The sequence below is a fragment of the Streptomyces triticisoli genome (assembly GCF_003270085.1).
In the GTDB taxonomy this organism is placed as follows: domain Bacteria; phylum Actinomycetota; class Actinomycetes; order Streptomycetales; family Streptomycetaceae; genus Streptomyces; species Streptomyces triticisoli.
In genome coordinates, this window is the sequence record NZ_QFDQ01000213.1 from 1 (window position 1) to 7649 (window position 7649).

The window sequence follows — 7649 nt, forward strand, 5'->3', positions numbered from 1 at the left end:
GGGGCCGGGAGGCCGAGGGCCGGGGCCGGGAGGCCGAGGGCCGGGGCCGGGAGGCCGAGGGCCGGGGCCGGGAGGCCGAGGGCTACTTCTCCATGACTCCGTTCAACTCGTGGAGCAGCCGGGCCAGTTCGGCGACCTCGCGGCGGTCCCAGTGGGCGAGCTGGCTGACGTAACGGGCGCGGCGCGCCTCGCGGACCCGGCTGACGCGGCGGCGGCCGTCGTCGGTGAGGGCCACCAGCCAGGCCCGCCCGTCCGCGGGGTCCGGCTCGCGGACGACGAGGCCGAGTTCCTCCAGGGCGCGCAACTGCCGGGACATGGTGGCCTTGCCGACGCCGATGTACGCGGCGAGGTCCGTGGCGCGCTGGCCGCCGCACTCCTCCAGCCGGACCAGCAGTCCGTACGCGGCGGACTCCAGGTCGGGATGGACCTCGCGGGCCATCTCACCCTGATTGGCCCTCGCACGCCGCAGCAGCACCGTCAGTTCCCGCTCCAGGGACAGGAACTCCCGGTCCGCACCACTCGGTGACGCGCCGGACGCGACTTCACGTCCGCCGCGGTTTGCGTCTTCCTGCACGTCAGCCCCTGCCTGAAGTTTCCCGTTACTGAAAGTTTCCGCCAGTCCGGCCCGTCGCCGCAGCTCCGTCAGTATTTCGCAGGCGTAGACCAACGGCAGACTCCGGACCCCCTTCCCGGGCGGGTTCTACGTGCGTAGCTTCTCGACCAGGCAATTACCGGCATGCTCACGCCACCGCCGTGACCTGCGGCTACGACCACGATCCTGCGGTGACCCGCCCTCCCCAGCGGGACCGGGGCGTGCCCGCGTTTCCCCCCACCGAGCACCACCGAACTTTCGGAGGCACGTCATGCCCGTGCACAGATCCGGAACGGCCCGCGCACGGCGGCTCACCACCGCTGGAATCCTGCTCGCCGCGTTCTCCCTGCTCTTCACCCTCCCCTCCGCGGCCGCCACCGCGCCCGCCCGCGGCTCGGCGTACATGGGAGTGGGCGTCCTGGCGCACGACGGCCGGGGCGGCGGCACTCCGCCGCTCGCCGCCGTCACCCAGACCGAGGGCGTCGACGTCAGCAGCCACCAGGGCAACGTCGCCTGGTCCACCCTGTGGAACAGCGGCGTCAAGTGGGCCTACACCAAGGCCACCGAGGGGACGTACTACACGAACCCCTACTTCGCCCAGCAGTACAACGGCTCGTACAACGTCGGCATGATCCGCGGCGCGTACCACTTCGCGACCCCGGACACCACCAGCGGCGCCGCCCAGGCCAACTACTTCGTCGACCACGGCGGCGGCTGGTCCCGCGACGGCAGGACCCTGCCCGGCGTCCTCGACGTCGAGTGGAACCCCTACGGCGCCGCCTGCTAAGGCAAGACGGCGAGCGGGATGGTCGGCTGGATCGCCGACTTCCTCAACACCTACAAGGCCCGCACGGGCCGGGACGCCGTGATCTACACGGCCACCACCTGGTGGACCCAGTGCACCGGCAACTACGGCGGCTTCGCCGCCAACAACCCGCTGTGGATCGCCCGGTACGCCGCGGATCCGGGGACGCTGCCGGCCGGCTGGGGCTACTACACCATGTGGCAGTACACGTCGTCGGGGCCGACGGTCGGTGACCACGACAAGTTCAACGGGGCACTGGACCGGGTGCAGGCACTGGCCAACGGCTGACCCGTACCCGCAGGCACACGGAGTGAGGGCCCGGGCCTCCCTCACGGGGCCCGGGTCTTCCCTCATCCGGCGGCATCCCTCATCCGGCGGCATCCGTCGTCCGGCTGGCCTCCGTCACCCCGCCACCGGAACCTCCGGCTCCGCGCCGTTCGTCGCGGGCGCGAGGGCCAGCTCCAGGACCTGGCGGACGTCGGTGACGGCGTGGACGTCGAGCTTGTCCAGCACCTCGGCCGGGACGTCGTCCAGGTCGGGTTCGTTGCGCTTGGGGATGACGACGGTGGTCACCCCGGCGCGGTGGGCGGCGAGCAGCTTCTGCTTCACACCGCCGATGGGCAGGACGCGGCCGGTCAGCGAGACCTCGCCGGTCATCGCCACGTCCGTGCGGACCAGGCGCCCGGAGAGCAGGGACGCGAGGGCCGTGGTCATCGTGATGCCCGCGCTCGGGCCGTCCTTGGGGACCGCGCCCGCCGGGAAGTGGATGTGCACCCCCCGGTCCTTCAGGTCGCCCACGGGCAGTTCCAGCTCGGCGCCGTGGCTGCGCAGGAAGCTCAGCGCGATCTGCGCGGACTCCTTCATCACGTCGCCCAGCTGACCGGTCAGGGTCAGTCCGGCCGCGCCCGTTTCGGGGTCGGCGAGGGACGCCTCGACGAAGAGGACGTCGCCGCCGGCTCCGGTGACCGCGAGGCCCGTCGCCACGCCGGGGACGGACGTACGGCGCTCGGCCGGGTCCTGGGCGGACTCGGGCACGTGGTGCGGACGCCCGATCAGACCGCGCAGATCCTCGTCCCGGACGGTGAACGGCAGCTCCCGCTCGCCCAGTTCGTGCTGGGCCGCGATCTTGCGCAGCAGCCGTGCGACGGACCGCTCCAGGTTCCGGACGCCCGCCTCGCGCGTGTACTCGCCGGCGATCCTGCGCAGCGCGGCCTCGTCGATCGTCACCTCGTCCTTGTGCAGGCCGGCCCGCTCCAGCTGGCGCGGGAGCAGGTGGTCGCGGGCGATGACGACCTTCTCGTCCTCGGTGTAGCCGTCCAGGCGCACCATCTCCATACGGTCGGCGAGGGCCTCCGGGATTGCCTCCAGGACGTTGGCGGTGGCGAGGAAGACGACGTCCGACAGGTCCAGCTCGACCTCCAGGTAGTGGTCCCGGAAGGTGTGGTTCTGGGCCGGGTCGAGGACTTCGAGCAGGGCCGCGGCCGGGTCGCCGCGGAAGTCGGAGCCCACCTTGTCGATCTCGTCGAGCAGGACCACCGGGTTCATGGACCCGGCCTCCTTGACCGCGCGCACGATCCGGCCGGGCAGCGCTCCGACGTACGTACGGCGGTGGCCGCGGATCTCGGCCTCGTCGCGGACGCCGCCGAGGGCGACGCGGACGAACTTGCGGCCCATGGCGTGGGCGACGGACTCGCCCAGGCTGGTCTTTCCGACGCCGGGCGGGCCGACGAGCGCGAGCACGGCACCGCCGCGCCGCCCGCCGATCACACCCAGGCCGCGGTCGCTGCGGCGCTTGCGGACGGCCAGGTACTCGGTGATGCGCTCCTTCACGTCCTCCAGGCCGGAGTGCTCGGCGTCGAGCACCGCCTTGGCGCCCTGGATGTCGTAGGCGTCCTCGGTGCGCTCGTTCCACGGCATGTCGAGGACCGTGTCGAGCCAGGTGCGGATCCAGGAGCCCTCGGGCGAGGCGTCGGAGGCGCGCTCCAGCTTGTCGACCTCCTTGAGCGCGGCCTCGCGGACCTTCTCGGGCAGGTCGGCGGCCTCCACGCGCGCGCGGTAGTCGTCGGACTCCTCGCCCTCCTTCTCACCGTTCAGCTCGCGCAGCTCCTTGCGGACGGCTTCCAGCTGGCGGCGCAGCAGGAACTCGCGCTGCTGCTTGTCGACGCCCTCCTGGACGTCCTTGGCGATGGACTCGGCGACGTCCTGCTCGGCGAGGTGGTCGCGCAGCTGCCGGGTGGCGAGCTTGAGGCGGGCCACCGGGTCGGCGGTCTCCAGCAGTTCGAGCTTCTGCTCGGTGGTCAGGAACGGTGAGTAGCCGGAGTTGTCGGCGAGCGCGGAGACGTCGTCGATGGCCTGGACGCGGTCCACGACCTGCCAGGCCCCGCGCTTGCGCAGCCAGGCGGTGGCGAGGGCCTTGTACTCCTTGACCAGTTCCGTGACCTGACCGGGCAGCGGATCGGGCGCGCTCTCGTCGCTCGGTGTCCCCTCGACCCACAGTGCGGCACCCGGCCCGGTGGTCCCGGCACCGATCCGCACACGTCCGCGGCCGCGGACGAGCGCGCCCGGGTCACCGTCGGCCAGTCGGCCGACCTGCTCGACCGTGCCCAGGACGCCGGTCCTGGCGTACGTCCCCTCGACGCGCGGCACCAGCAGCACTCTGGGCTTCCCCGGCTCCGCCCGCGCGGCGGCCTGCGCGGCCTCCACCGCGGCCCGCACCTCGGAGTCGCTCAGGTCCAGCGGGACCACCATCCCGGGCAGCACGACCTCGTCATCGAGCGGCAGCACGGGCAGGGTGAGCGGTGTGAACGCGGTGGACTCAGCAGCCATGATCTCCCCTTCGGCAGTCAAGTTGAGCTCTGTCGACTCAATGCACGGGAGCCGCCGATTGTTCCCCACCTCACGTTCGCCGTGAGCGATCACCGCCATCGCGCCGCGGCGCGGCCGTGCGTGCCCGCACAGCACACGCGCGTGTGCGTCATCCGTAATTCACGCGGTCGTACCGACGCGTTGGGACAGGATGGCCCCATGACCGCCTGGTACGACACTCCCGTGGTGCTGGATCGCCGCGAGGGCCCCTATGGCGAGGTCGTGCTGCGACGGCACGGCGCGCTGCTGCAGATCATCGCCAACGGCTGCTTCCTGATGGACACCTCCGACGGCCGCTCCGAGCGCCTCCTCGTCGACGCGGCGCTCACCGCGCTGGGCGCCCGGCGCGAGCCGAGCGTGCTGATCGGCGGCCTGGGCGTCGGCTTCTCACTCGCGCACGCCGCCGCGAACCCCCGCTGGGGACGGATCACCGTCGTCGAGCGGGAGCCCGCGATCGTCGACTGGCACCGCGACGGCCCCCTCGCCGAACTGACCGCCCAGGCGCTCGCCGACCCGCGCACCGAGGTCGTCGAAGCCGATCTGGTCACGTACGTCAATGAGACTTCCGCCACGTTCGACGCGCTGTGCCTCGACATCGACAACGGCCCCGACTGGACGGTCACCGAGGACAACGAGGAGCTGTACCGACCGGCCGGACTGGCAGGCTGCGCAAGGGTGTTGACACCGGGTGGGGTACTCGCGGTGTGGTCGGCGAAGCCCTCTCCGGAATTTGAAGGAACCCTGTGGAATGTCGGATTCCGGCAGGTGCGCACCGAAGAGATCCCCGTTGCCCGGGGCGTACCCGACGTCGTGCACCTCGGCATCCGACCTGGATAGAAAAGCCGCGGCGACTCCCCGTACGCTGCTGCACTGACGCCGATCATTCAAGCGTCAATCGCGACCACGCGCAGTCAACGGATCACCGCACGGATTCCGGAAAGCACACTCAGGGGCGGGCGATGGAACAGACACACACCGCGCACAACGGCACGACGACCACCGCGGGCGCCCAGCGCCGGGTGCTGGTGGTCGAGGACGACCAGACCATCCAGGACGCCATCGCCACCCGTCTGCGGGCCGAGGGGTTCCTCGTGCAGACCGCGGGCGACGGCCCGGCCGCCGTCGACACCGCCGAGGCCTGGCAGCCCGACCTGCTGATCCTCGACATCATGCTGCCCGGCTTCGACGGCCTGGAGGTCTGCCGCCGGGTGCAGGCCCAGCGGCCGGTACCGGTGCTGATGCTCACCGCGCGGGACGACGAGACCGACATGCTGGTCGGCCTCGGGGTCGGCGCCGACGACTACATGACCAAGCCGTTCTCGATGCGCGAGCTGGCCGCCCGCGTGCACGTGCTGCTGCGCCGCATGGAGCGGGCCGCGCTCGCCGCGGCGACTCCGCGCAGCGGCATCCTGCGCCTGGGCGAACTGGAGATCGACCACGCCCAGCGCCGGGTGCGGGTGTGCAGTGAGGACGTCCACCTCACACCGACGGAGTTCGACCTCCTGGTGTGCCTGGCGAACACCCCGCGCGCGGTGCTCTCCCGCGAGCAACTGCTGGCGGAGGTGTGGGACTGGGCGGATGCCTCCGGCACCCGGACCGTGGACAGCCACATCAAGGCGCTGCGCCGCAAGATCGGCGCCGAGCGGATCCGCACGGTGCACGGCGTGGGCTACGCGCTGGAGACGCCGACACCATGAGCGACGGGCCGGCCACTCGGAGGGACCCCGGGGAGCCCTGGGGTGGCGTACGCCCGTTCTCGATCAAGACCAAGCTGGGCGCGCTGGTCGTCATCTCGGTGCTGATCACCACGGGTCTGCTGATGATCGCGGTGCGCACGGCGACGGAGCTGCGCTTCATCACGGTCTTCTCGATGATCGCCACGCTCCTCATCACACAGTTCGTGGCGCACTCGCTCACCGCCCCGCTGGACGAGATGAACACGGTGGCCCGCTCCATCTCGCACGGCGACTACACGCGCCGGGTGCGCGAGAGCCGCCGGGACGAGCTGGGCGACCTGGCCCAGACGATCAACCGCATGGCCGACGACCTGGAGGCCCAGGACCGCCAGCGCAAGGAGCTGGTGGCGAACGTCTCGCACGAGCTGCGCACACCCATCGCGGGCCTGCGCGCGGTGCTGGAGAACATCGTCGACGGGGTCACCGAGGCCGACCCCGAGACCATGCGTACGGCGCTGAAGCAGACCGAGCGGCTGGGCCGGCTGGTGGAGACGCTGCTGGACCTGTCCCGCCTGGACAACGGCGTGGTCCCGCTCAAGCAGCGCCGGTTCGAGGTGTGGCCGTACCTGTCGGGCGTGCTGAAGGAGGCCAACATGGTCGCCTCCGCGCGCGCGGGCATCGCCTCCGGCTCCGGCAGCCACACCCGTACGGACGTCCATCTGCACCTCGACGTCCACCCGCCGGAGCTGACCGCGCACGCGGACCCCGAACGCATCCACCAGGTCGTCGCCAACCTGATCGACAACGCGGTCAAGCACAGCCCGCCGCACGGGCGCGTGACGGTGAAGGCGCGGCGCGGCACGCAGCCGCAGTCGCTGGAGATCGAGGTCCTCGACGAGGGGCCGGGCATCCCCCGGTCGGAGTGGCACCGCGTCTTCGAGCGTTTCAACCGGGGCGCGGTGAACCGGCCGCACGGCCCGGGCAGCGACGGCGGGACCGGACTGGGCCTGGCGATCGCCCGCTGGGCGGTGGATCTGCACGGTGGCCGGATCGGTGTGGCCGAATCCGAGCGTGGCTGCCGGATCCTCGTCACCCTTCCGGGGCCCTCTCCATCTGTAAAGTTGACGTAAAATTCGATCTCGAACCGCCAAGATCCGCGAACGTCCCCGCAGGCGGACACGTGTGATCAGGCAGGGGCCCGCGTCTCCCGGAGGCCGGGCCCGGGCCCACCCTTTCCACTTACAGCGGAACCACGCTTGTTTCCCGCCAATTCAGGCTCCGAAACCCGGCTTTCGATGTGACTTACACGACGAAGGGGCGGCCCGACCTCACCTTGTCGGTCCAAGGGGCGTAGCCTTGATTCCCGCTGTCCCATCATCTTGTGAAGCGGAAGAGGGCGGTTACCGCTGTGTCGCCACAGTCCCCCAGTAACACGAGCATCTCGACCGAGACCGACCAAGCCGGGAAGAACCCCGCGGCCGCGTTCGGTGCCAACGAGTGGCTCGTCGACGAGATCTATCAGCAGTACCTCCAGGACCCGAACTCCGTAGACCGCGCCTGGTGGGACTTCTTCGCCGACTACAAGCAGGGTGCGGCTGCCACCCCGGCTTCGGCGGACGGCGCGGCCGCGGGGACCGCGGGGACCACCACCGCGCCTCAGACGGCGCCCGCCGCCCCGGCCGCACCGCAGGCCCCGGCCGCTCCCGCGCAG

Annotated in this window: 6 protein-coding genes and 1 pseudogene; 5 read left to right on the forward strand and 2 right to left on the reverse strand. The window is 71.3% G+C overall.

What is annotated here, in order from left to right:
- Positions 1-82 precede the first annotated feature (82 nt).
- The gene (locus tag DEP02_RS26240) at positions 83-574 is read right to left on the reverse strand and encodes a MarR family winged helix-turn-helix transcriptional regulator (protein ID WP_112470163.1); all 492 of its coding nucleotides are present in this window, start codon (positions 572-574) and stop codon (positions 83-85) included.
- A gap of 289 nt (positions 575-863) precedes the next feature.
- On the opposite strand from DEP02_RS26240, the pseudogene DEP02_RS26245 reads away from it, so the two are divergent.
- Positions 864-1685 (forward strand): annotated as a pseudogene (locus DEP02_RS26245) (lysozyme).
- Positions 1686-1799: 114 nt separating this feature from the next.
- Here DEP02_RS26245 and lon read toward each other — a convergent pair.
- Positions 1800-4223 (reverse strand): endopeptidase La, encoded by a 2424-nt coding sequence (gene lon, locus DEP02_RS26250; protein ID WP_112470164.1) that lies wholly within the window; start codon positions 4221-4223, stop codon positions 1800-1802.
- A 198-nt stretch (positions 4224-4421) separates the two neighbouring features.
- On the opposite strand from lon, the gene DEP02_RS26255 reads away from it, so the two are divergent.
- The 4 genes from DEP02_RS26255 to DEP02_RS26270 form a co-directional block, all read left to right on the forward strand.
- Positions 4422-5099, forward strand: a complete 678-nt coding sequence (locus DEP02_RS26255) for a spermine/spermidine synthase domain-containing protein (RefSeq protein WP_112470165.1) — start codon at positions 4422-4424, stop codon at positions 5097-5099.
- A 122-nt stretch (positions 5100-5221) separates the two neighbouring features.
- Positions 5222-5959, forward strand: a complete 738-nt coding sequence (locus tag DEP02_RS26260; RefSeq protein WP_112470166.1) for a response regulator transcription factor — start codon at positions 5222-5224, stop codon at positions 5957-5959.
- The gene (locus DEP02_RS26265; protein ID WP_112470167.1) at positions 5956-7068 is read left to right on the forward strand and encodes a HAMP domain-containing sensor histidine kinase; all 1113 of its coding nucleotides are present in this window, start codon (positions 5956-5958) and stop codon (positions 7066-7068) included. The genes DEP02_RS26260 and DEP02_RS26265 overlap by 4 nt, the downstream gene beginning before the upstream one ends.
- 278 nt (positions 7069-7346) lie before the next feature.
- Positions 7347-7649 (forward strand): 2-oxoglutarate dehydrogenase E1 subunit family protein (locus tag DEP02_RS26270; RefSeq protein ID WP_157977544.1); only part of this gene is annotated, 303 nt, incomplete at its 3' end.